This window comes from Paraburkholderia steynii, assembly GCF_900100565.1.
Lineage (GTDB): Bacteria > Pseudomonadota > Gammaproteobacteria > Burkholderiales > Burkholderiaceae > Paraburkholderia > Paraburkholderia terrae.
The window spans coordinates 22,486-45,100 of the sequence record NZ_FNDI01000044.1 but is presented as its reverse complement, the minus strand read 5'-3'; the positions used below and the strand labels follow the sequence as shown (position 1 = coordinate 45,100).

Genomic DNA, 22,615 nt, shown 5'->3' with positions numbered 1-22,615 from the left:
GCTCAGAAGAGTTGATCGTGAAGAGCGCTCAGGCTAATCCATTTCACCGTGCTGCGAAAGGCGCGGCCGTCCTCATTGACCGACTCGATGATCACGCCTGGCCGCTCGCTTCGGCGATCACGCGGACGATCCGCTCGCCGTAGCGCATCAGCGCACCGATTGGCGGGCAGGCTGGCACCTTGCGCCCGATTCGCCTGGCGTTCTCTTTCCGCACGCGAGGTCCTTGTTCCATCGCGTCTACCCCCGCTTCTTCCGGCGTGCCGCCGTCTTGCTGGATGGCACGGAGGCTACCGGGACCTTGCGTGCCGGCCCGGGCGTTCGTGCCGGACGGGCCACTGCTGGACGACCAGCGGGGGGCTTTGCGCTAACGGGTCGCGCCTCACGGGCATCGGCCTCGCGCCGTGCCGCCAGCTGTTGCTGCAGCGTTGCGTTCGTCGCCTGCACGGCATCGAGCCGCCCCTGCAGTACGCCCGCCTGATGACGTGCGTCACCGAGTTGAGCCTGCAGCGCCTCGACCGCCCGGCGCTGCTCGGCCTCGCGCCGGTCGGCCCGCTTCGTGGCCTCGTCGAGCTCCCTCTGCAGCTTCGCGACGGCGCCACGCTCGCGGTCAATCTCGAGCAGTGCGCGCTTTTCCGACGCACGCAGGCGCTCCTCGGCCCGCTCCGCGCTCTCGCGCAGCTTGTCCAGATCGCGCGAGAAGCCTTCGCGCACCTTGTTCAGTTCGCGGTCGCGCGCGGCCAGCTCGCTTTTCAGGCGCGTGATCTCTGCCTCCATCGCCTGGCGCGCGGCGTGGCCCTCCGCCTGCCCCTTTTCCAGCTCCCGGATCTCGACCTGGGCGCCAAGCAGCGCCGCGGTGCGCTGCTCGAGTGCCGTTTCCGTCCGTTCCAGTTCGCCCCGCGCGGCCGCGACGCGCTGCTCCGCTTCGGTGCGCTCGCCCTCCACTTCCGCCCGCAGCGCGTCGAGCTCCGCCTGCGCCGAGGCGGTCGCCCGCGCCCACAGCGTCGCGACCAGCTCCCCCGCCGCGGCACCGAGATCGGCCGGCAGGTCCGGGTGCTCGATGCGCACGCGGCTTTTCTCGCGCAGTTCCGTCCAGAACTCGCCGAGCACCGTCGCGGGCGTGCCCATGCTGCCGCGCTTCACCAGCTGATACAGGCGGTTGGCGGTCGGCGTCTGCCCGAAGCGGAAGAACAGCAGCGCGCAGACCTCGCGGTACAGCTCGCGCGTTTTCGGGAACGCGGCTTTCAGGCGCTCGATCTCGGCCGCGAGACGCGCCTCATCGGATGGGACGTTGGACGAAACAGCGGACAGATCGTCAGACATGGAGAGGGAACACGTTTGGATGCGTTGATAATACAACGTAAAACGCACCATATCCAATTGTGATAGACCAGTAATTTGACATTAACCCCATAATGTCGAAAATAGAAAGATAATCGTGCAGCAGCCTGTTGCACAATTTATAAAGGGACATATCAATATCCGACCGGCTCCCGCAAACGCTCACCTTTCCCGAAAAAGCTCAACCTTTCATGCCGCCCTCGCACAACCTGGTCGTGCTGCACCCCGCCCCACTCGAGCGGCTCGTGATCCCGGCCGCACTCGACGGTCACGCGGGGACCAACCGCGCCACGGCCGGCCACGCGCAGCTCGCCGCGGCGAACGATCTCGAGGCGATCCGCGCGTGGCTCGCGCGCTTTGCCGACAAACAGACCACCTTCGACAGCTACCGCAAGGAAGCCGAGCGCCTGCTGCTCTGGTCGCTCGTGCAGCTGGGCAAGCCGCTCTCGTCGCTCACCCACGAGGACTGCCTGCGCTACCAGCGCTTCCTCGCCGATCCGCAGCCGGCCGCCACCTGGATCGCCAACGCCGGAGAGGGCGGCGGCCGCAAGCATCCGCGGGGCGACGCCCGCTGGCGGCCCTTTCACGGCCCGCTGTCGCCCGCCAGCATCCGCCAGGCGATGGTGATCCTGAATGTGCTGTTTTCGTGGCTGGTGCAGGCCGGCTATCTCGCCGGCAACCCGCTCGCGCTCTCGCGCCAGCGCACCCGGAAAGCAACCCCACGCATCACCCGCTATCTCGAGCCCGGCCTGTGGCAGGAGGTCAAGGATTTCATTGCGTCGATGCCCCAGGAGACCGGCCGGGAACGCGCGCACTATCACCGCGTGCGGTGGCTCTTCACGCTGCTGTACCTGGGCGGGCTGCGCATTGCCGAGGCCGGCGGCAACACGATGGGCCAGTTCTTCGTGCGGCGCGACGCCGACGGGACGATGCGCTGGTGGCTCACCGTGCATGGCAAGGGCGACAGGGAGCGCCTCGTGCCGGCCACGCGCGAACTGATGACGGAACTGTCGCGCTATCGCCAGTTCCTTGGGATGACGGCCCTGCCCTCACCGAACGAGACGACGCCGCTCGTCCTCCCGATCGGAAGCACGGCGGGAAGCACGACGGAGGCAGACCGGACGAAGATTGAAGGTCCGTCACACCGACCGCTGACCCGGGCCGCCCTACATACGATCGTCAAGGACGTGTTTGCCGGCGCCGCCGGGCGGCTGCGTGAACGTGGCGAGGCCTTTGCGGCCCGCGCGGACCTGCTCGAACAGGCCTCGGCCCACTGGCTGCGGCACAGCGCCGGTTCGCACATGGCCGACAACCAGGTCGACCTGCGACTCGTGCGCGACAACCTCGGTCACGCATCACTGACCACGACCAGCCTGTATCTGCACGTCGACGACGATCGCCGCCACCACGAGACCGACGAGAAACATCGCATCAACTGGTGACGCCTGCCCTGCCCGGATTCAGGTCGGGGACCGGTCAACGTTCGACCCCACGTGTCCGTTATACAGGGCACCCGGTACGGCCCGTTACTCAAACCGCATCGCCTATGCAAGAATCTGTGTGACGCGCCCCGAAGCGTTGACCGCCTGACCGCCCATGGAAACTGTTGAACTCGAACCCCAGGTGCTTTCTGACCGCCGCGGCGTGGCGTTTGGTCTCGTGCGCCCGAACGGCCCGGTTGAATGCGTGATCACGATCGCGACACTGGAAGCGTATTTCTGGCTCGAACCCCGGGCCAGCGACGCCCGCATCCTGAAGACCTTCCGCGATGGGTACGGGCGCGTCCGCGCGATTGCCGAGCGCAGGCTGCTCGCCCATCCGGCCACGCGCCTCGAACTGACGTCGGACGATTTCGCGCGTCCCTGACGGCTTCACCACATGTCCGGCAATCCGGACGACCACGATCAGCATACCGAACCATCTCTCCCGCCATCGGAGACCTTCGCTGATGCGAAACGGTTAGATCGCCTGGATGCGCCTCGCCGATTCGTGAGGCGGAGCAGGTAGTCAGCCGTCCCGGCAAGGCCCGGTTCTGACCTCACGACTTCGGTCGCATCGCCTTGCAGATAGCGCCGTCGGGACAGTCAAAGCCCACAAACCTCCTGTGGCGAAAATGTCGAAACCCAATGGTCGTATTTTTGAAATGTATTTTTTGAGTGCCACCATAGGACACCGAGCCTTGAATCAGGTTTGCAGGCAAACAGGGGGCATCTCATGGGCAGCGCGCTGGTTTGGGCAGCGATCCCTCACAACAGCGATGGGGTCGTGTTCCAGGTTCGCGTGATTCGCGGACTTCAACGCTTTCATATCCCACGCCGGGTGCTCGAGGAGACCTTCGACCTGCCACCTCATGCATCGGATGCAGGGCAGCTCGAACTCTTTTATCGACACGCCACCCACATCCTGAGCCGGGCCATGCGCAAACGTCCGATTGCGGGCGCTGACACTGCTGCATTTCAGACTCTGGATTTCACCCCTGTCGTCGAGGTAGCACAGGCCGCGACGGCGCTCCCGTCGGAAACGCAAGGCTATCTGGCTTCAAACTGAAGGGCTGTGACGGGTGAGAACCGTCGCTGGAGTACGGAAAAGTCGAACGTATCGCGTTCACCTATGGGTAACGCGCGCAACGCTCGGCAGCGCAATCTGCCATCTCTTCTACACGTCGGGCTCGAAAAAAGCCCAACGTCCTGTCGGGACGGTGGGCCTCAACACGCACCAAAAGTCAGGGATCACCGCTATAACTTTTGGAATCTTGAACGTTACATTACAACGTACTGTCTATCAATCCGAACATACAAAAACAACGATGGGGTTATTCCTTATCAGGTTGTTGCGTCAACAAGCGATCTGATCAGGTAACGCTGTCGATTGGATGTTATGCACACCGGCCCATTCATGCGGCATTCACGACGTCCTTGAACGCCTTGCCTGCAGTGAACTTGACGGTTTTCGCGGCCGGAATCGTGATGGTCTCGCCCGTCGACGGATTGCGACCGGTACGTTCGGCGCGAGCACCCGTCGAAAACGAGCCGAATCCGATCAGCTGGACTGTTTCGCCGCGCGTGACGGCGGCCGTCACGGCCTCGAGAATGGCATCAATGGCCTCGCCCGTGCTGGCCTTGCTTTCGCCCGTGGTCGATGCAACAGCATCAATCAGTTCGTGTTTGTTCATCTTTCGGTCTCCCTTTGAGCAATAACATCCCCGATGCAGCGGGACGGACGCCACCCTACCGCAGGTGCGTCGGTCCGGCAACCCGCGAGTTGGCTGACGAGGCACCGCTTCGCGCCGAAGGGCCCCTTTCCTGTCGGCAGGTCTTTTGGCGGAGCTGGCTTGCGTGCTCCTGCGCCAGACGGTTAGTTGCACAATGACCTCGTACGGAGTGGCAGCGTTAGGTATCAGGTCCGAGAGAAGGTCCGCCAATCTGCGCTGCACCACGCGCAATGCGACGTGGCCGCTATTGAGGACTCGATGAGTCGATTTCCCTTGCTTGTGCTTGAGCTTGCGCTCCAGTCGTGCCGCATCCGCGCTTGTGCATTCTTCCTTTGCCGTATTGTTGGCGGTGGCTCTGGAGCCTGCTGAGGGAGTGGCGCTTCCTCGGAGAAACCGGGGCTTAGCTGCGGGGCCGTGGTCCTGCCTTCACTGGAGCCGTGAGTGGAGGCTGGCACAATCGCCGCCGGCGCAGTCGGCGCTACCGCCGCGCTGACAAGAAATCCTGCCGACGTGAGGAAAATCGCGGCTAGCAACACAGCGCCCATGGAGGATGCCTCCCAGGGCTGATGGCCTGGGCCGACGAGCGGACCAGCATTCGCTTTCTCGACTTCTACCCGAATCAAGGTACGCGGCGCAGAAGCACGAAGCAACGGATTTTGCAACGCCGGGCCGCTGCGCGCTGGACCGCTCCCGCTCATCATTGTCGAAGCACCATCTCGCTCACCAGTTCCGGGGCGGCTGGCAGCTTCCCGGCTATTCGTCCGTTCTGGCCAGAATCCGGCCTTCACGAATAGCGCGGATGAACTCACGATAGTCACGTCGGTTTTGGGAACTATACTCAGTCGCGAACTCCGTGATCGCATCGTCGAAAGTTTGTCCTGAGCCCATGTATCCCGCCATCATTGCCGCGTCGCCCGACCGAGCATGTGCGCGTGCGAGGGCGTGCGCGCACATCCGCGCGTACTGCCGCAGCATCCCGGTGTCCCAGTCCTCGAGGACGACGGACATCTTCATGTCGCGCAACTGACGAAGATAGAAATCGCGGCCATTCTTTCCGCGGGTCCATCCGAGAAACACGTCGCTCGCGGTCTGCATGAGGCGCTGACCCGCAATCACGCGCTGGCCATGATTGGGATGCAGGCTTTTGCCTGCATAGGGTTCGAGCACGGATGCCCGTGCCTCCTTCACCTGCAGGAACAGCGGGTCGTTGTCAGAGGCCATGAACAGGCCCACGGCGCACATCGTACCAACACTGCCCACGCCAACCACCTTCAATGCCAGATCGACGAGATGGAACCTGTCGAACAGGATGCGGACATGTTCAGCGAGGCTCTCGCGATACGAAGCGATGGCTTCGGCGTATCCCGACTCGAGGCCGGGTGCGATTTCCTCTGTCGGATGGAAGATCAGTGGTGGCAAGTCTTTGATCCTGGGTTGTGCTCCTTCCTGGGAAACAAGTTTCGGATACAGATGGTCGGGCACCTGCTTGCGCCGTTCCACTTCGATCCGCTCCGCGATCCGCCTGCGCACCGCTGCGATGACGGCCGGATCGGCCGACCGGTCCTCGTACTTCTGCAGGTCAATCTTGTCGTACCAGACATCGAGCGCTCGCATTTCTGCATAGTCATGCATGCGCTCGCGATATTCACGGACGAGATCCGTGGCCACGCGTGCGGTGTCGCTGGCGGGCAGTTCCAGATGTTGCGCTGCAATCACCACACTCGCTGCCAGCCGCTTGAGATCCCACTCGAACGGGGCCGGCAACGTCTCGTCCAGGTCGTTGATGTCGAAGATTATGTTGCGTTCCGGTGTTGCAAAGCCTCCGAAGTTCATCAGGTGCGCGTCGCCGCACGCCTGCACCCGGATCCCGCTGGTCGGCGTGGTAGCCAGATCGGCGGCCATCAGCGCGGCCGCTCCGCGATAGAATGCAAATGGCGAGGCCGACATGCGCCCGAAGCGGATCGGGGCCAGGACCGGGAGGCGCCCTTCGTTGGATTCGACCAGAAGTTCGACGAGGTCACGGCGCTCCTTCGGCAGCTCCCACCCAGCCTGAGATGAACGCGATACCCTGTTTCGGATTGCACGCCCTTCAGCCGCCCTTTCATCGGCTGTGCGGTATGGAATGGCGTTTTGGTGTGTATCGCGTGCGACGTTGTGTGAACCAGCCTTGTCCATGACATCCTCTACCTGGCTTGCTCTTCCCCTGATCTGTCCGTGTCATTAGGGCGCCCTTCTGGCACGACCTGTACGTTGCACCTGCAACATGCGGCTAGCTGTCAAACTGCGATGTCCGTCGATGTCATGAATGCCGCAAACGGCCGTAGATTCATTGCACGACTTCCGATGGTTCACTGCACGATTCCCCGCAGCCCGTCCTGCTTTTTCTGCATACCGTGCCAGGCAGCAAGCGCCTGCTCAAGGTTGAGAAACATGCGCTCGTGCCCAAGCGTCTTGCCGAGCGGCGCTTTCTTCACGACGGCAAATACCTCCGGGCTCAGGCCGACGAGCCATACGGCGATCCCGCGTTCGCGGCATCGCTTTTCCGCCTCCGTCAACATCTTTAGCGCCGTGTATTCCAGATCAAATACCGCGCGCATATCCAGCGCGACCACCTGAGGACGCGCGTCTTGGACGAGCGGCCCGATCTTGTGAGCGATATTTGAAGCATTAACGAAAAAGATCCGCCCCTCGGGCCGCAAAAGCAACAGTCCGGGGAAGGCTTCGTCGTCCGGGTGCTGCGCGGACACCGGGCGGAACACGTTCGTGCCGCGCTTGCGGCGCAGCACATGGACGGGCGGATCGGACACCTGATAGGCAAGTGCTACGAGTGACACGAGAATGGCGATCAGAATGCCTTTCAACGTTCCAAGCAACACGACGCCCGCCAGCGCCACGAGCGCCCATACAAACTCAGTGCGTCTGACGGCAAGGATTGAGCGGAAATCCGCCGGCTTGAGCAGGCCGACCGAATAGACGATCACCACGGCGGCGAGCGTCGCATGCGGCATCAGACCGATTAGTGGCGCGAGCAGCAGCATCGTCCCGAGGGTAACGGCAGCTGTCACGAGTTCCGCCAGTTGCGAACGTGCGCCCACGAGTCGATTGACCGCCGTCTGGCTGGTCCCGCCGCCCGCCGGCATCGAACCCAGCAGGGCGCCTGCTGCATTGCCGAGACCTGTCGCCACCAGTTCGCGATTCGGCAACGGCACAGGCTCTCCGCTCTGGACGAACGCCCGCCCTGAAGCAATGGTTTCAGTAAAGCTCATCAGCGCGATGCCCACAGCTGGAGGCCAGAGCGCTTCGATGAGCAAAAGGTCCGGCATGACGAGCGATGGCAGCCCCGTCGGAATGTGTCCGACGACCCCGACGCCGTACCTCTGAAGTCCAAGAAGAGCGGTGCCGGCAATCCCGCACGCCACTGCAATGAGTGGGGCCGGTGACTTCGGATAGAAATGTTCGAGTGCGACCAGGATCGCAATCGTCGCGACACCAACGACGACCGTTGCCACCGATGCGTGAGGCAACCCGGCGACGAGCGCAGACACGTTATGAAAGAACGAGCCCTTCACGACGTGAAGGCCAATCAGCTTGGGCAACTGATCGAGCACGATGACGATTGCTATGCCGCCCTTGAAGCCCGTCAGCACCGGCTCGGAAATGAAGTTGGCGACGAAACCCAGCCTGAGCAGCGCAGCGAGAACAAGGATCGACCCAACCAGCAACGTGAGCGTGGCCGTCGCCATCGCGAGTTGAGCCGCACCGCCGCCGGGGACGACCTGGCCGAGCGCGGCCGCTGTCAGGATGGCCAGCGTTGCGCTCGTGCTGACGCTGAGCGGCTTCGACGTACCGAAGAGCGCGTAGATCACCATCGGCACAAAAGCTGTGTATAGACCGACCTGGACCGGCAGTCCCGCAACCGTCGCGTAGGCCATCGCCTTCGGCAACACGACAGCCGCCGCCGTGACACCAGCGATCACGTCAGGTTTGACCCACGATTTCTGATAGCCGTGAACCCAATCGAGAACGGGGAGATGCAGGCGGAGAATGTGGTGCGCAAAGGAATGGTCGCGCATGATCGTGTGTCCTCCGAAAGGCACTACGCTACCAACGCATCATTCATTGTAGGTCGAGTCGCTGACGCCGCCAGCTGTGAGGACCGCCGACCGCCAATAGCAGGGGGCTTTCACGAGACGCGGCATCTTTCAAGGCATTGGGTTTTCATATTCAAACACCAAATGTCCGGGACGATTGACGTCGATCAACGATAGCCGCAGTGGTGGCATTGTCATCACGTCAGCACGGCTCGGATCGAGTGACCAGGGGCAGGAATCGTGCATTCGGTTGACGCAACGTCCGAGCCGGCAAACACGTAGCGCCTCACGACATCCGTCGTCGCTGGACCCACTTCAGCCCTTCACCTCGCCGGGCTCTCAACGACCACGTGCAAGGTACAAAGGTCACTCGAGCAGCCGCCCCCGCCCGATGCTGTCGATTTGCATTCCTTCAGTGCCTCATGTGCAGTGCTTTCGCGGCTACTCCTGCTGCAGCCGGGCTTGATGGTACTTAATCACATCCATGACCGCAGCCGTCATCACCGAGGTTGAGACTCCGAACATGAGGATGCCGTTTGCAGCTTCGATTGGGCCTAGCATGCGCCACTGCTTGGACATGACAATGTCGCCGTAGCCCAGCGTGATGAAGTTGACCGCGGAGTGATACAGAGCCGTGGCGAAATCAGAAAACTCGCCCAGGAACATGAACAGCGCAGCCCAGATTGCCATTTGGGCGAAATTGCAGAGCAAGGTCAGCAACATCACGGTTATCAATAGCAGGACGTCCACCCATAGCAGGTCCTGATTCTTGACATTGCGCCGGAAGCGCGCGTACCGACGCAGGCAGATGGCTACCACCACGCCTTGCAGCAGCAGGCACAGGACCATCGCCGGAGCGGCGGCCAGTACATTGTTTAGCATGATTGACTCCGTCTTCAGGGGGCGCGCAGGCAAAAAAGCGCCGCATTCGGGACGCGGAGATCGCAGGTTCAAACGTTGCTGCCCCGACCAATCATAGGACACATTGCGTCAGCCGCACCCAGCCATGTCCCGCTCCGAATATTAGGCCTGCCGAACGGTCGTTTACTGAGCGAAGCAGTCGTCCGAATGCCTGAGTGCGGGTACAGACGAACGACGGCCCATGGCCGAATCTTGCCTTACTGAATACCGGCCCACGGGGAACATCATGAAAGTTACTTTCGATACAACGCTGTATGCGTTCGCGCACGGACACGCCCCGCGCGGATGCGGAAACATTCACATTCACGTGCAATGCGGAAATCGATGACTATTTTTTGCTTACTCGATGATGTATAGCGACACGAAGAAAGCAGCAGTAGATGCAAAGCGACGCAACGCAACCCTCATCATGCTGTGCTCATGATGAGCGCGCTCACTTTCTGGCTGTCGAGCGCAATGGCAGGCGCTGGAATAGGCACGTCCAATCTGTTCGGCGATCTGTTCATCTGGTCGTCCGTTCTGCTGCTACTTGTGTCGATCGCATTCGATAACGAATAGCTCGACTTGTGACCATGGATATGCACACTTCGACCGCGCGGAGATTGTGAAGTGCGCATCGTACCTTAATGAGCCCCGGTTGGAGTCGGGTGGCGGCGCCACTATTCATGTATCTCTGTGCCACAAGACACGACGGGGTATTCTGCACAACCATGTCCGCTGTCCGGTCTTGGAAAAAGCCGCTTTGCTACCAGGCCTTTGACATCGCTGCCCGGCACTTTGAGCCGCATGAACAGCTACACCGGGGGAAACGAACAACCCGACGGATGACCCTGACACTTTATAGTGTGCCCGGTACGACTGTGAATACCGGTGGAATTCGTCGGCACCCTGAAACTACCCCCGCCATCGCGCCGACTGATTGAAGCCACAACGAGCATGCTCACCGCGCCGCCGCTGGTCAGCCCGTTACCATCGGTTCGGCTGCAGAGTCGCCGCGCATATTGAGGCGCTCGTATTCTGCGATCAGTTGCGCGCCGAACAACATCAGCGTGGCGAGCGCTTCGAGGCCAAACAGCACAACGATCGCCGTCGTCAGCGACCCATAGACGACGTTCACCTGCGAAAGCGTCGCGAAGTACCAAACCAGCACGCGCCGTGTGATTTCCCACAGAACGGTGGCCGCGATCGCGCCGACGACCGCATGCCGCAGTGTCGTGCGCCCCGCCGGGATCACGAAATAGATTGCCGTCAGCACGAATATCTCGCCCGCCAGGCCGCACAGATACAGTACGATGCGGGTCACGCCAGTCAGGAACACCCCATGGCCGAACAGATCGATGCTGCCGGTCGCGACGGCCCGCAGGCTGCTGGAGACGAGCGTCACGAGCAGCACGCCGATACCTAATGACAGACTGAAGAGATAAGGCAGGATTGCCGACAGCAGGAAGTGCCTTCGCCGGACCGCAACGCGATGCACGAAAATGATCGACAGGGCATTCTCCAGAACCGTGAACGCAAGCGAACTGAAAAAGATCATCGTGATGACGAGGTACCAGCCGACCACGGAGCGATGCTCGAGAAAGGTCGCGAGCTCGAGCACGAGCGCTTTTGACTGCCCCGGTATCAGCCATTTGAGCAGACGCCCCAGCGTGTCGAGCAGCAACTGCTCGCCGATGAAATGTCTGAACGCGATCACAACGAGAATGAGCAGCGGCACGATTGACAGCAACGCGTAATAGGCGATCGCGCCCGCAAGCAGCAGCCCCTGGTTTTTGCGGAACGCCGTGCAGACCTGAAATATGAATCGCGCGGGATGCGCCGCAACAAAGCGCAACGCGCGCTTGCGTGTATCGTCGGTTTTGTTCACATCGGGCTCCGCCCGTTCATTGCACTCGCGCCGCCCTCATCGCACGCGACGAACGCGGCGCGCGCCGTTCACCTCCGCGCGAGCCGCCGCACCGTCACTCCGAGTACGAAGCCATTGCAGCCGCGCCCGTCAGCACCGCGAGCCCGTTCGATGACAGCGCATCGCGCGCGAGATCCGTCGCATCCGCGCATGACTGCTACGCCTTGCCGCGCGACTCGCCTGTCTTGGCCTCCGACTGCGTTGCGATGTCGCCTGTGGGCGAGCCGATCGTTTCCTTCAGATTTTCCGAAGCTTGGCGAAGGGTTCCACAGTTCCGGTCGTACTCATCGGACACTCCTTGGATTGCACACGATTAGTGATACGCCGGCATGGATTGGGAGGCAAGCGGAACAGGCGATGCGCGGCGCCTGTGCCATCCACACACCGAGTCGGCACTGCGCGCGCACGGGCCTGTGGCGGGCCGATAGCAACGGTCCCGAGTGGTGCTGATTGCTACGCAGGAACTGTGAGCGCAGGGGCTTTGATTCGCATTCACTGCAGCCGTCCGGGACTGACGAACCCGCAGCCGCGGAGGGACTGATGAAGGGAAACGGAATTCGTGAGGGTGGGCCACTTTTCGTGAGACGGAAAGAACGGAGATTGTGATGCTGCCCGGACTTCACGGAAGCGGCGTGTTGAATAGCGGTGGCGGTCGGCGATCAGTCCCGCCACCGCGGCTGCGATTACCAGAGTTCGAGGCCAGCCGTCAATGGCAGCAGCCGACCGAGGCCCGCGAAAACTCAGTCCAAGCGCGAAGCTCGAGAAAGGCGACCCTTCAGATCGCCCCGTATTGGACTAGCAGTGCATTGAGAAGGTAAAGCGCCACCCGAAAACCGAGTACTTTTGGGTTTTCACACGGCCGATTGCTGTACGACGCGGTCGGCAGAAACCGATCCTGAACTGACCTTCGACCCAGCGCAGGCTCAGCGGCGGCTTTCAAGGGTAGAACGGTCACACGGTCTATTGGCGGGGCGGGTAACTCGTCGGCGACCGGCATTCGATGAAGTGCGCCGGTCATCCGGCGCGGCGCTGCCGGGGCGTGCGAGACGCCCGTCGGCACGTTCCGCATGGTCCTCCGACCACCCTGTTGCTGGATACTCACGCAACCCGCGCTAGTACTTGATGTCCCGCTTTTGCTGGCGGCCTTCCTGCTTCGTGTCGCGCTTGTCTTGCCGGCACTGGGAGTTGCTCTTCTGGTTTGCAGCGCGGCAGTCGACCTTGCCCGCGCGTGCTTCCTGTTTAGCAGCCTGGTTTGCGTTCCTGCCTTGCTGGCGCTGTTGCGACTGGTTGGTGGCCAGCGCAGCGCCCGATAGCGCCAAGAGTCCGGCTGCGGCCAGCATTGCGCCCGTCCGCCTCCAAAGTCCGTTTCTTGATTCGATCATTTCTCACCTCCGACGGGCGCGTTCGCCCCATGACTGGCAGCCAGTGCGAACAATTGGACCAAGGTCCTATACCTCGTGATTGAGTTCAATGATACGCTGGGTCAATCATGCTCATGGTTCCCACTCCGATCGCGCCGTGCGTCGTCGCTGCTGGCGGCCAGCCAGGTAGACTTGACCATGAGGTGTCCATTCATCCACTGGACGCTTCGGCACGCCGGCGCCGTCGCGCTCCTGCTTCTGGCGATCACGGCGCAAGCGCAGGAGTTGGAGCCGCGCAGCTATTCGCCCGCCCCAATCGGCACGAACTTTCTTGTCGCCAGCTATGTGTATCTGTATGGCGATGTGCTGACGGATCCGTCCCTGCCCATTACCGGCGTGCGGGCGAAGATCAGCATCGTGTCACTCGCCTACTCGCGCACGTTCGCGTTGGCTGGCCACACGGCATCGCTCGCGTTTGCGATGCCCTTCAGCAGCGGAAATCTCAGCGGCGTCGTCATTGGTGCGCCAACCGAAGTGCATCGCGCCGGAATTGGCGATCTGAAGCTGCGCTTCGCGTGGAACTTCATCGGCAGTCCGGCGCTTACGCCCGAGGAATTCGCCCGGCGCGAGCAAACATCCTCGGCAGGCATCAGCCTGACGATGTCGGCTCCGACCGGCCAGTATCTCCCTTCCCGGCCGGTCAACATAGGCACCAACCGCTGGGGATTCAAGCCGGAGATCGGCATCTCGCAGCCTTATGGAAACTGGTTCTTCGACGCGTCGGCTGGTGCATGGTTCTTCACCCGCAACTACGATTTCTTCAACGGCAACACGCGAGGCCAGGATCCTCTCATGCTGCTGCAGCTGCACGCCGGGTACAGCTTCCGTCCGGGGTTATGGATCGCCGCCGACATCGGCTACGCTGCGGGCGGCCGCTCGAGCATGAACGGGGTGCCCAATGAAGACAGGCAGGCCAACATGCGTTACGGCCTGACGTTCTCCGCGCCCTTTGCACGCGGTTGGTCCGCGAAGCTGGCGCTTTCCAGCGGGTTCGTCACGCGCGCAGGCGGCGACTACAAGTCCGTCGCGTTTGCGCTTCAATATCGCTGGTTCGATCATTGAGGCGGGTGTCGCCTGTCGCGCGATCGCATCGCCTGGCGCGATGGCTGCGGGCCCGGACTGTGCCTCAGCGTAGGCGGATTGTGCCGGCGAATTCATGAGCGCTTGCGCCGCCTGCTCTGTTGCCTGCAACGGGGTAGGCGTAAGGATGCGTGCGCAAATGCGTATCATCCCCCCCCAAGCCGAGGCGAGTCTCGCTTTCAGTACCTGTTGAAGTTCGGCTAACCGAGACGGGCGATCGCATCTTCATCCACGCCCTCACCGGCATCAAGCCTGGCGAAGAGCTTTTCATCGACTACGGTCTCGCGATCGACGGCGAGATGACCGACGACATCCGTGACCAGTACGCGTGTCATTGCGGTGAATCTGCCTGCCGCGGGTCGAAGCTTGGCGGTGCATTGACTGCCACGTAAATGCGGCGTTGCCCACACGGACAGTGCTGACTGCATGGCGACGCTGGGTCTGCGTTTGCCGGTAGTACCTGTTTGCACCTGCCTGCGCATCCTGTAGCGGTCCCCGGTGAACTTTGCGCAGCCAGCCGACGCGCATCACTGGGCAGGTACCGTCGCTTGTCGTCAAATTGGCAACGGTCGGTATGGGACGTCGAGCAGCCGCTCAGTATCGCCGCTCAATGACAAGACGTCGGCCATTGCAGTCATTGGGTCGGTCGCCAGCGAAGGGCAGCTGTTGGTCGCTCTGCGGTCGTTGCACCAGCTGTTACGTCGAACGACAGCCGTCCGGCTGCCGGAGGACAGCACCCGACCCTAACCAGCCTCTCAAGCCATCGAGACATCAGGTGGCCGGTTCCGATTCGCTGCGGACATCTGTCGTGGTATGGGCGGCAGCGACAGCTTGATGATAAGGGTATGTCTTAGCTATGCAGTTCGTCACTGCACCGCATCTACCCGCGGGGGAACGCAACGCCGCCCATAAGCGTCCTCCGTGGCGTTCGATGGTGGAGCGGCAGATTGTCAAACCTGCGTGATCAAGATTGGTCCCTCTCGCGCCAGCCGCACGGTCACGTCCCGGATCGCCGACATCGGGGCGCGCCAGGCGCTTTCATCGCCGGCGAGACTGCGCGCGACATTCAACGCACAAATTGAAACAGTGGGAGCACGACTGCCAGACGCATAGTTGGATACCGAGATTCAATAAGGGACTCGTCGTTAATCCGTTGCTTTACCCCTGACTAGCGCTATTCGACGCGACGCCGCGTTGAAATTGCCGACGCCGTGGAAATGACCAGATCGGCGAAGCGCCGCTCGTCGCGGTCGGCGTGCCATCGTGATCTTGCTACGGCGATATTCACCGCGCCGATCCCTCGCCCGTGCGCATTGGTGATAGCCGCCGCCGTCGAAATATCGCTGACGAAGTACTCGTCTTCCGTATGCGCGTACCCCTGCTTTCGGATCTGCGCGATGCGGTCTTTAATCTTGCGCGGCTGATACACGGTCGACGACGTATACGGCACGAGATTCGTGCGCGACAGGATGTCGTCGATTTCTCCGTCCGGTAGCGTCGCCAGGATTGCGAGCCCCGGTGCAGTGCAGTATGCGGGCAGACGCGACCCAGTAATCACGTGGGCGTTGAACACGTTGCGGCTCACGATTCGCAGCACGAACACGATGTCCGTGTCGTCGAGCACAGTGAGATTGGTGGCCTCCTCCGTCTCCGAGCCGAGTTGCTGAAGATAAGGCGTCGCACGACTCACGAGTTCGTTGGACGTCAGGTAATGGTAGGTGAAGTCCAGCAGCCTGGGCGACAGTTCGTACTTGCGGCTGTCGGCATCCTTGAAAAGATAGCCGAGCGCCGCCAGCGTGAACGTGAAGCGCTGCGTCGCGCTCAGGTCGAAACCCGTGAGCGACGAGATCTCGGACAGCGACAACTGACGCTTGCTGCCGTCGAAGGCGGTGAGCACTTTCATCGCCTTTTCGACGGACTGCACGTACAGCGAAGAGGCAGTCGGATCCGCCGCCTCGGCCTGCGGCTTCGTCGCTGGGCTCTTACGCTTGCGCGGAACTTTAGGCGCGTCGGTCATCAGATGTTCATCTTGTCGATTGTAGGCGAATTATCGCATGACCCTAAAGCGGTATCGAATAGCGATATCACATCCGAGCCTTGCCCATCCGATCCCAGGCGTCGTCCACGCTGCGCGGCAGCAGATGCTTTTTGATGCGCTCGCTCGCCGTCAGCTCGAAGCTTTCCACCGCACGGTAATAGCGCGGCAACTGAAAACTGGCGAGCCGCTCGCGCGCCCACGCGTGCATGGTTTCCCAGTCCACAGGGGCGTCCTTGAACTGCACGTTGAGCAGAATATCCTGCTCGCCGATCGCCGATGCCACGCCGATCGCCGCGCTGGCGTGAACGGCCGGATGCTCCGCGAAAATGCGCTCGATCTCCCACGCCGATACGTTTTCGCCACGCACCCGCATGCTGTCCGTCTGCCGGCCGATGAAGTAGAAATCGCCGTCGGCATCGCGTCGCGCGCGGTCGCCCGTGTGCAGTCTGCCGTTGCGCAACGCGGCTTGGGTCGCGTCGGGATTCTTCAGGTAGGTCGGCAAAAACGTGCCCTCCACCTTGCTCGACAACACGATCTCGCCCGCTTCGCCGTCCTTCACGGGCTGGCCTTCCTCGTCGAGCAGTTCGATCTCGATCCACGGCAGCGCGCGGCCGATCGACCCTGGCTTGCCCGTCGCATTCGCCGTCGCGAAGCTCGAACATTCGGTCATGCCATAGCATTCCCGCAGGCGCAAGTTGAGCCGCGCCTGCACCGCCATCCACGCAGAGGCGCTCACGCCCGCGCCCCATGCGACGCGCAGCGTGTGCGTTTCGGGCTGCGCGTGGGGCGGCAGTTGCATCAGGATATCGAGCACTCCGCCTAGGTAATGCAGCTGCGTCGCGCGGGCGCGCTGGATCTGCGGCCAGAACTGCGAGGCCGAGAAGCGCGGCACTGCGTGCAAGGTCACGGCTTCGAGAAACGGAAGCAGCAGCATCTGCGCACCGCCGATATGACACAGCGGCTCCCACAGAAACAGCCGGTCGCCTTCGTGCACATCGGCGACGCACAGCGCGGCTTCGCCCGCGAGGCGCATCATCCGGTGCGTGAAGACAACACCTTTCGGCGCACCCGTCGTGCCCGACGTATAGATGATGCACAGCGGATCGTGCACGCCGATATTCGGGCTCGTGAATGCGGCATGCGCTTCCTGCGCATCGAACGCGGGGATGCGCACGCGCCGCGTCGCAGCGCAGTCGATCGTCGCGGTCACGGCCTCGAATTCGTCATCGATAATGAGCAGCTTCGGCTCCGCGTGCAGCAGCAGATACTCGAGGCCCGCTGCGCGCAGTTTCGTGTTCACCGGCACCCAGACGAGCCCGCTCAGCACGAGCGCGTAGATCAGATGAACGTGCTCTGCGCTGTTGCCGAGCATCACGGCGACGCGGTCGCCCGGCACGAGCCCTTCGCGTGCGAACCACCGCTGCAACTGCGCGACGTACCGCGCGATGTCATGGCAGGTGATCGCCTGATCGTCGAAGTGCGCGACGGTGCGCGACGGTGCACGGCGCAATCCCGCCGCGAGCAGTGGCACGCAGTCGAGTTCGTCGTCTGCATGGCGGTGAGCGAAGTATTCCGGATAGCGATGCATATCTGTACCGATTGAAAAACCCGGGATTCAGCGCGCGCGGCGCTTGAGCCAGGAAGACACCGCCACGACGAGCGCGATGAGAATGACCAGCGTCGTCGACACGGCGGCGAGAGTCGGCGTTATCGCGAGCTGGATGTCGTCCCACATCTGCTTCGGCAGCGTCGAATTGATGCCGCCGCTCACGAAGATCGCGATCGTCAGATCGTCGAAGGAAACGAGAAACGCGAACAGGAACGCCGCCGTGACGCTTGCCATGAGCAGCGGCAGCACGACCGACGTAATGCGCCGCAACGGAGAGGCGCCCATCACGCGAGCTGCGTCGTCCAGACGCCAGTCGAAGCGCTGGAAGCCAGCCGCGAGCGTGACGACCACATAAGGAATCGCCAGCACCGTATGCCCGACGATGAGGCCGAGATTCGTGCCCGTGAGTCCCAGGCGGCCGAACAGATACAGCAGACCCACTGCGACGACGATGCGCGGCACGATCAACGGCGCGACCAGCAGCGCGAACACTGGCTTGCTCGCACGGCGCGGCATGCGCGTCATCGCGAGCGTCGCGCCGAAGCCGAACAGCAGCGACAGCAGCGCCGTGCCCAGACCGACTTCGAACGAGCGGATGATCGCGCTACGCCATACGGGCGAATCCATGAAGGTGCCGAACCAGCGCATGCTGAAGAACTTCGGCGGAAACGCGATGTAGTCGCTCGACGTGAACGCATACGGAATCACCGACAGCACCGGCACCACGAGCAGCGCCATGATGACGCACGTATAGAGTCCGAGCGGGCTCGCGGCGCGCGCCGCCGTGTCTGCGAGCGCGTTGCGGCGCACCATGAACGGAGCGAAGACGCGGCCCGCCGTCATCAGCAGTGCGAGCCTGAATCCCTGCGCGCGCGAGCCGCGCGACCGCTCCGTCACTTCGCCCGTCAACGACGTGAGGCCGACTATGCGGTCATAGACGAAGAAGATGACGATCGAGCAGAGCAGCAGGACTGTGGACAGCGCGCCGGCGAAGCGCATGTCGAAGAGTTCGAGGACGGACGAGATCACGAGCTGCGCGATCATCGTTTCCTTCGGCGAGCCGAGCAGCGTCGGCACGATAAAGAAACCGAGGCTCGAGATGAACACGAGCAGCCCCGCCGCCGCCACGCCCGGCGACGAGAGCGGCAGGAACACCGTGAAGAAACTCGTGCTGCGTCCCGCGCCGAGCGTTTCCGCAGCCTGCGCGAGGCGGTCGTCGATGCCGCGCATCACGGGCAGCATCGTCATGACGGCGAGCGGCAGCATAGAATGCACCATGCCGATCAGCACGCCCGTCAGCGACGGTATCGTACCGCTCGTCTCGTGCACCAGACCGAGCGAGAGCACGATCGTCGAGAGCACGCCCGTCTTGGAGAGCAGCAGCATCCACGCATACGTCTTGACAAGATAGCTGGTCCAGAACGGCAGCATGATCCACAGCAGCCAGCGTTCGCGCACGCGCTCCGACAGCCGGCTCAGCATGTACGCGACGGGATAGCCGAGCAGGATGGACAGCGCCGCCGTCAGGAACGAGATGGCGAAGGTGATCCACAGCACCTTCGCATAAACCGGTGTGCGCGCGATGCGTTCGAACTGCGCGAAGCCGATCTGACCGTCGGCGCTGACGAGACTGCCTTGCAGTATCTCGCCGACGGGCACGATGAAAAACACCAGCAGAAACAGCAACGTCGGCACGATCGGCAGGAAGCGCATGCAGCGCGCGAGCCCGACAGACCGGCCGCGCCGCGATGCTTCGTTTTCGCGCAACGCATGAAGAGCGATGGTCATGGCGGCTCCTCAGGCGTGCAGCAGCGTCGTGCGGTGCGGATCCCACGTGAGGCCCACCTTGTCGCCGATGCGCGGTGTCACGCTGCGCTCGCAGCGTACGGTCAGCTCGCTGCCGTCGCTCATCGAAAGCGACACGCGCGTGTCGCTGCCGAAGAACACGACATCCGCGATGGTGCCGGCCACGAAGCCGCTGTGCGGTTCGACGAGACGCGGCGCTTCGGGACGCAGAAGCAGCGTGTGACGCGTGGCGGGCGCGCCCGATGCGCCGAGCGGCAAAGGAATGCGGCCGCCCGCGGCGAGGAGGACGGGCTCGCCGGCGGCGCCGCGCGCAGCATCAAGTTCGCCTTCGAGCAGATTCGAATGACCGATGAAACCCGCCGCAAAGCGTGTGGCGGGACGATCGTATAGATCTGCGGGCGTGCCCACCTGCTCGATGCGCGCCTGGTTCATCAGGCAGATACGGTCGGAAAGCGTGAGCGCTTCGTCCTGATCGTGCGTCACGTAGACGAAGGTCGCGCCGAGTTCCTTGTGCAGGCGTCGAATCTCGGTCTGCATGTGTTCGCGCAGTTTCTTATCGAGCGCACCGAGCGGCTCGTCGAGCAGAATCACGGAAGGCCGGTACGCGAAGCAGCGCGCGAGCGCGATGCGCTGCTGCTGCCCGCCCGACAACTCCTTCGGAAAGCGCTTTGCGAACTCGGTCATGCGCACCATCGCGAGCGCGTCGTCCACTGCGGCACGCAATTCGTCGCGCGATTTGCGGCGCATGCGCAGGCCGTATGCGACGTTGTCCCACACGCTCATGTGCGGAAAGAGCGCATAGCTCTGAAAGACCATGCCGATGCCGCGCTTGCCCGGTTCGACATGCGTGACGTCGCGCCCGTCGATCTCGATGCGCCCCGCGCTCGGCGCGACGAGGCCGGAGATCATCTGCAACAGGGTCGTCTTGCCCGAACCCGAGGGACCGAGCAGCGTCAGGAATTCGCCCGCTTGCACGGCGAGGTCCGTCGGTTCCAGCGCGACCGAATCGCCATAGCGCTTCGCGATGCCGATCGCCTCGAGTTTCGAGCTCATCGTCCGCTCCTTACGAAATGATCCACGAATTGAACCGCTCGGTGACCTTCTGGCGGTTCTCTTCCCACCATTGCGGGCTCGGCAGCTTCATGTCCTTGATGTTGTCAGGGGCGGTCGGCAGGAGCGTCGCGCGCTCCTTGCCGATCGTCTCGAAGGACTTCTTGTTGGTCGGGCCGTACGCGAGCGTGCGCGTGAGCGAAGCCTGACGCTTCGCGTCGGCGCAAAAGCGCACGAACTGCTTCGCGGCATCGGCGTGCGGTGTGCCTTTCGGAATGCCCCAGCCTTCGATCGAATACAGGCCCTGATTCCACACGATCGTCACCGGCGCGCCGCTGTCCTTTGCGGCCTGCGCGCGGCCGTTCCAGGTCGAGATCATGTCGACGTCGCCGCTCTGGATCGCCTGCATCGCCTGCGCGCCGGAGGTCCACCAGATGTTGATGTGCGGCTTGATCCTGTCGAGACTCTTGAATGCGCGGTCCACGTCGAGCGGATAGAGCTTGTCGAGCGGCACGCCGTCGGCGAGCAGCGCCTGTTCCAGCGTGTCGAGCGGACTGCGGCGCAGGCAGCGGCGGCCGGGGAATTTCTTCACGTCCCAGAAGTCCGCCCACGACTTCGGACCGTTGTCCTTGAACTTGTCCGCGCGATACGCGAGCACGGTCGAATACACGTCGACACCAAGCCAGTTGGGCGTGATCGCCTCGGGCATGATGTCCGGATAGTCGCTCGCTTTCAGGCCGATCGGCTCCAGCAGCCCTTTCGCTTCGAGATACGGAATGTCCGCCGATAGCGTCAGCGTGGTGACGTCCCACACATAGTTCTTCGTTTGCACCATCGCCGCGAATTGCGCGACCGGCTGCGATTCGCGCGCCACGCTGACGACCTTGATGCCCGTCGCTTTCTCGAACGGGTCATAGAAGGCTTCACGATACGCGGTCGTGTATGGGCCGCCCGGGTCCGATACGACGATCTGCTTAGTTTGAGCGCGTGCGGCCAGCGGCATCATGCCGGCCACGGCGAGCGCGCCCGCGCCGTGCAGAATGCGGCGGCGCGTCGGATTGAAGTCTTGTGTCATGGTTCAGGTCTCTCGCACTAGGGTTGAGAAGGAACTGCCCGGCTTCCGCCCGTTTTATTTGGCGCGTTTCTTGAAGAACTCTTCCATCATGCGAGCGGGCTCGCCCGAGTCGTACGCCTCGCGCTGAATACGTTCCCCCGCCTCGATACAGTCGACGAAACCCGGCTCGGTCATCTCGCGGAAACGTTGTTTGTCGAGACGCATCGCGACGGGCGGCTTGGCGGAGAGCTCCGTGGCGATTTCGAGCGCTTTCTCGAAGACCTTGTCTTCGTCGACGATGTGATGAATCAGCCCGATGCGATAGCACTCGTCGGCGTCCATCAGACGGCCGGTGAGCGTGAGCTCGATGGTGCGCGACATGCCGAGCATCGAATTCATGATCCACGGCCCGGTCGTGCTGGCGATGCCCGCATTGATCTCCGGCTGGCCCATGCGCACGCCCGGGTGGCCCACGCGGATATCGCCGAGCAAGGCGACCTGAAACGCCGAACCTGCAGCCGTGCCGTTGAGAGCCATCACGAGCGGCTTAGACAGGCCGCGCAGCGTCGTGTAGTAGCGCTGCCACTCCTTGACCCACGCTACGGCGCGTTCGCCGTCGAAGTCGTGCGCCTCGGCCAGATCCTGCCCCGCCGAGAACGCGCGATTGCCCGCGCCCGTCATGATGATCGCGGCGACATCGGCGTCGGCGTTGAAGCGCCCGAGCGCCGCAATGATCGATTCGCGCATCGGCGTGGTCCAAGCGTTCAGCCGTTCGGGACGATTCAGCGTGATGACCGCGACGCGGCCGTGATTCGAAAACAGAACGTCGTCACTCATGATTTATCGCATCGTAATAGTTGATGGTGAAATGCAATATAGGACCATCAAAAATAAGGTGCAAGCGGGTTTACGCGGAAGAAGGGCAACTCGGCGGAAAAAAGCGCGCGCGAGGCGAATGTGTCGCGCGGTCGAGGAAATATCGAAGATGCTCCACTTCGGCGCACACACGAGAAAGCCGCTCGCCGGCGGGCTCGATCCATGTCGCAGACACCGAAATGACAGCCCAAATAGCACCGTGCGCGAACGCGCA

At 62.6% G+C, this 22,615-nt stretch carries 20 protein-coding genes and 1 pseudogene; 6 read left to right on the top strand and 15 right to left on the bottom strand.

Annotated elements, in window-relative coordinates; genetic code table 11:
* Nucleotides 1-91: 91 nt before the first annotated feature.
* On the bottom strand, nucleotides 92-214 hold the full coding sequence (locus BLT65_RS48530; RefSeq protein ID WP_279634516.1) for a hypothetical protein: 123 nt from the start codon (nucleotides 212-214) through the stop codon (nucleotides 92-94).
* 23 nt (nucleotides 215-237) lie between these two features.
* Complete coding sequence (locus BLT65_RS42330) at nucleotides 238-1,320, bottom strand: DNA-binding protein (protein ID WP_091790037.1); 1,083 nt, start codon at nucleotides 1,318-1,320, stop codon at nucleotides 238-240.
* Between the two features lie 209 nt (nucleotides 1,321-1,529).
* Here BLT65_RS42330 and BLT65_RS42325 point away from each other — a divergent pair, with 209 nt between their 5' ends.
* The 3 genes from BLT65_RS42325 to BLT65_RS42315 all read left to right on the top strand — a co-directional run bounded on the left by BLT65_RS42325 (nucleotide 1,530) and on the right by BLT65_RS42315 (nucleotide 3,885).
* Nucleotides 1,530-2,780 (top strand): tyrosine-type recombinase/integrase, encoded by a 1,251-nt coding sequence (locus tag BLT65_RS42325; RefSeq protein WP_091790035.1) that lies wholly within the window; start codon nucleotides 1,530-1,532, stop codon nucleotides 2,778-2,780.
* A gap of 154 nt (nucleotides 2,781-2,934) precedes the next feature.
* Nucleotides 2,935-3,204 (top strand): DUF1488 family protein, encoded by a 270-nt coding sequence (locus BLT65_RS42320; protein ID WP_091790033.1) that lies wholly within the window; start codon nucleotides 2,935-2,937, stop codon nucleotides 3,202-3,204.
* Between the two features lie 348 nt (nucleotides 3,205-3,552).
* The gene (locus tag BLT65_RS42315) at nucleotides 3,553-3,885 is read left to right on the top strand and encodes a hypothetical protein (protein ID WP_091790031.1); all 333 of its coding nucleotides are present in this window, start codon (nucleotides 3,553-3,555) and stop codon (nucleotides 3,883-3,885) included.
* Between the two features lie 346 nt (nucleotides 3,886-4,231).
* Here BLT65_RS42315 and BLT65_RS42310 read toward each other — a convergent pair whose 3' ends face one another.
* From BLT65_RS42310 to BLT65_RS42295, 4 genes are all read right to left on the bottom strand, one after another.
* Nucleotides 4,232-4,510 (bottom strand): HU family DNA-binding protein, encoded by a 279-nt coding sequence (locus BLT65_RS42310; protein WP_091790029.1) that lies wholly within the window; start codon nucleotides 4,508-4,510, stop codon nucleotides 4,232-4,234.
* Nucleotides 4,511-5,302: 792 nt separating this feature from the next.
* Nucleotides 5,303-6,724: a DUF2252 domain-containing protein gene (locus tag BLT65_RS42305; protein WP_091790027.1), complete on the bottom strand. Its 1,422-nt coding sequence runs from the start codon at nucleotides 6,722-6,724 to the stop codon at nucleotides 5,303-5,305.
* Nucleotides 6,725-6,897: 173 nt separating this feature from the next.
* A complete protein-coding gene (locus BLT65_RS42300) occupies nucleotides 6,898-8,622 on the bottom strand; it encodes a SulP family inorganic anion transporter (RefSeq protein WP_091790026.1) in 1,725 nt (574 codons plus the stop codon).
* A gap of 459 nt (nucleotides 8,623-9,081) precedes the next feature.
* Nucleotides 9,082-9,522 (bottom strand): potassium channel family protein, encoded by a 441-nt coding sequence (locus BLT65_RS42295; RefSeq protein ID WP_091790024.1) that lies wholly within the window; start codon nucleotides 9,520-9,522, stop codon nucleotides 9,082-9,084.
* A gap of 459 nt (nucleotides 9,523-9,981) precedes the next feature.
* Between BLT65_RS42295 and BLT65_RS47725 the strand changes: the two genes are divergently transcribed.
* Nucleotides 9,982-10,119, top strand: a complete 138-nt coding sequence (locus BLT65_RS47725; protein WP_208545892.1) for a hypothetical protein — start codon at nucleotides 9,982-9,984, stop codon at nucleotides 10,117-10,119.
* Between the two features lie 400 nt (nucleotides 10,120-10,519).
* Here BLT65_RS47725 and BLT65_RS42290 read toward each other — a convergent pair whose 3' ends face one another.
* Both BLT65_RS42290 and BLT65_RS42280 read right to left on the bottom strand, forming a co-directional pair.
* Nucleotides 10,520-11,428, bottom strand: a complete 909-nt coding sequence (locus BLT65_RS42290; protein ID WP_091790022.1) for a YihY/virulence factor BrkB family protein — start codon at nucleotides 11,426-11,428, stop codon at nucleotides 10,520-10,522.
* A gap of 1,151 nt (nucleotides 11,429-12,579) precedes the next feature.
* The gene (locus BLT65_RS42280; protein WP_091790020.1) at nucleotides 12,580-12,849 is read right to left on the bottom strand and encodes a hypothetical protein; all 270 of its coding nucleotides are present in this window, start codon (nucleotides 12,847-12,849) and stop codon (nucleotides 12,580-12,582) included.
* A gap of 177 nt (nucleotides 12,850-13,026) precedes the next feature.
* On the opposite strand from BLT65_RS42280, the gene BLT65_RS42275 reads away from it, so the two are divergent.
* Both BLT65_RS42275 and BLT65_RS48225 read left to right on the top strand, forming a co-directional pair.
* Nucleotides 13,027-13,950: a transporter gene (locus BLT65_RS42275; RefSeq protein WP_091790018.1), complete on the top strand. Its 924-nt coding sequence runs from the start codon at nucleotides 13,027-13,029 to the stop codon at nucleotides 13,948-13,950.
* A 224-nt stretch (nucleotides 13,951-14,174) separates the two neighbouring features.
* Nucleotides 14,175-14,360: pseudogene (locus tag BLT65_RS48225) on the top strand (SET domain-containing protein-lysine N-methyltransferase); the annotation flags it as partial.
* 558 nt (nucleotides 14,361-14,918) lie between these two features.
* On the opposite strand, the gene BLT65_RS48850 reads toward BLT65_RS48225, so the two are convergent.
* The 7 genes from BLT65_RS48850 to BLT65_RS42235 form a co-directional block, all read right to left on the bottom strand.
* Entirely contained in the window at nucleotides 14,919-15,095 is a 177-nt protein-coding gene (locus tag BLT65_RS48850) for a DUF3253 domain-containing protein (protein ID WP_091790016.1), read from the bottom strand.
* Between the two features lie 47 nt (nucleotides 15,096-15,142).
* Nucleotides 15,143-15,985 (bottom strand): IclR family transcriptional regulator, encoded by an 843-nt coding sequence (locus BLT65_RS42260; RefSeq protein ID WP_091790014.1) that lies wholly within the window; start codon nucleotides 15,983-15,985, stop codon nucleotides 15,143-15,145.
* 67 nt (nucleotides 15,986-16,052) lie between these two features.
* Nucleotides 16,053-17,594: an AMP-binding protein gene (locus BLT65_RS42255; protein ID WP_091790012.1), complete on the bottom strand. Its 1,542-nt coding sequence runs from the start codon at nucleotides 17,592-17,594 to the stop codon at nucleotides 16,053-16,055.
* Nucleotides 17,595-17,621: 27 nt separating this feature from the next.
* Nucleotides 17,622-19,403: an ABC transporter permease subunit gene (locus BLT65_RS42250; protein ID WP_091790010.1), complete on the bottom strand. Its 1,782-nt coding sequence runs from the start codon at nucleotides 19,401-19,403 to the stop codon at nucleotides 17,622-17,624.
* Between the two features lie 9 nt (nucleotides 19,404-19,412).
* Complete coding sequence (locus BLT65_RS42245) at nucleotides 19,413-20,474, bottom strand: ABC transporter ATP-binding protein (protein WP_091790008.1); 1,062 nt, start codon at nucleotides 20,472-20,474, stop codon at nucleotides 19,413-19,415.
* A gap of 10 nt (nucleotides 20,475-20,484) precedes the next feature.
* A complete protein-coding gene (locus BLT65_RS42240) occupies nucleotides 20,485-21,546 on the bottom strand; it encodes an ABC transporter substrate-binding protein (RefSeq protein WP_091790006.1) in 1,062 nt (353 codons plus the stop codon).
* Nucleotides 21,547-21,600: 54 nt separating this feature from the next.
* Nucleotides 21,601-22,362, bottom strand: a complete 762-nt coding sequence (locus tag BLT65_RS42235) for an enoyl-CoA hydratase/isomerase family protein (RefSeq protein WP_091790004.1) — start codon at nucleotides 22,360-22,362, stop codon at nucleotides 21,601-21,603.
* Nucleotides 22,363-22,615 lie beyond the last annotated feature (253 nt).